The following is a 1,205-nucleotide window of genomic DNA, read 5'->3' as shown; positions in this document are numbered from 1 at the left end:
TGACCTTTCCCCCGCAATTAGCACCATGACCCCGGTGAGATTTCCAGTTAACCTACCGGGATGGAGAACTCACAATGAAGAAACGTTTTACCGAAGAACAAATCATCCGCGCCATCAAAGAGCATGAAGCTGGTGCTAAAACAGAAGATATCTGCCGTAATCTCGGTATATCGACTGGCACCTTTTACAATTGGCGCAGTAAATACGCTGGTCTGGAAGTCAACGAAGCTAAACGTCTCAAGGAATTGGAAACAGAGAACACCAAGCTCAAGAAGCTCCTGGCTGAGAAGCTTCTTGAGGTGGAGGCCATGAAGGATGTGCTGTCAAAAAAGTGGTAAAGCCCGCCAAACGCAAAGAAGCAGCTAGTCACTTGATTCAGCACCATCGGCTCAGTGAGCGAGCTGCGTGCAAATTGGCGGGCGTTAGTCGCACAGGATACCGCTATCAGCTCAAGCCCAGGGGTGACGAGACACTGCGGGTCCGCCTGAAAGAACTGGCTGTTGAACAGTCGGCCTACGGCTATTTGTTGCTGCACGGGCTGTTGAAGGCCGAAGGGCTGGTTATCAACAAGAAGCGCACTTACCGGATATACACCGAAGAAGGCCTTCAGGTACGGACAAAGAAACGGAAGAAACTACAGCGCCCACGGCAACCCATGGAGGTTCCAATGGCAGTGGATCAGCGCTGGTCAATGGACTTTGTTTCTGACCAACTGAGCAGCGGTCGTCGCTTCCGTGTGTTGAATGTAGTGGAAGTGGATGACTACTCACGAGAAATGGTTGGCCAGTTGGTGTCAGTATCAATCAGCGGCCAACAGGTATCTCGCTTTCTCAGCCAGCTTTGTGAATCTCGCGGGAAACCATCAACTATTGTTTGCGACAACGGCACTGAGTTTACCAGTAAAGCCATGTTTTTCTGGAGTAAAGAATCCAGCGTTAAGCTGGGTTTTATCCAGCCAGGCAAACCAACACAAAATGCGTTTGTAGAAAGCCTAAATGGGAAGTTTAGAAACGAGTGTTTGAACCGCCACTGGTTCCGAACGCTGGACGAAGCCAAAGTGGAGATAGAACAGTGGCGACAACACTACAATCACGTTCGGCCACATAGTTCATTGAATTATCTGCCGCCCGTTGCTTTTGCAAATCAGGCGGCATAGATTGGGCAAGTCTCATCGAAGCTGTGGTACTAAAGCTGGGGAAAGGTCA

At 49.9% G+C, this 1,205-nt stretch carries 1 protein-coding gene; it reads left to right on the top strand.

Annotation, left to right across the window (positions count from 1 at the left end; all coding sequences use genetic code 11):
- Window positions 1-74 precede the first annotated feature (74 nt).
- Window positions 75-1,156, top strand: a protein-coding gene (locus QSV34_RS15160; RefSeq protein ID WP_289156090.1) for an IS3 family transposase whose coding sequence is annotated in 2 segments (ribosomal slippage) — window positions 75-324 and window positions 324-1,156 — 1,083 coding nt in all. Because the reading frame shifts where the segments join, the coding sequence is not laid out codon by codon here.
- Window positions 1,157-1,205 lie beyond the last annotated feature (49 nt).

Origin of the sequence: Porticoccus sp. W117, from assembly GCF_030341905.1 — a bacterium.
Taxonomy (GTDB): domain Bacteria; phylum Pseudomonadota; class Gammaproteobacteria; order Pseudomonadales; family Porticoccaceae; genus SCSIO-12696.
This window is presented reverse-complemented; position numbering and strand designations above follow the sequence as displayed.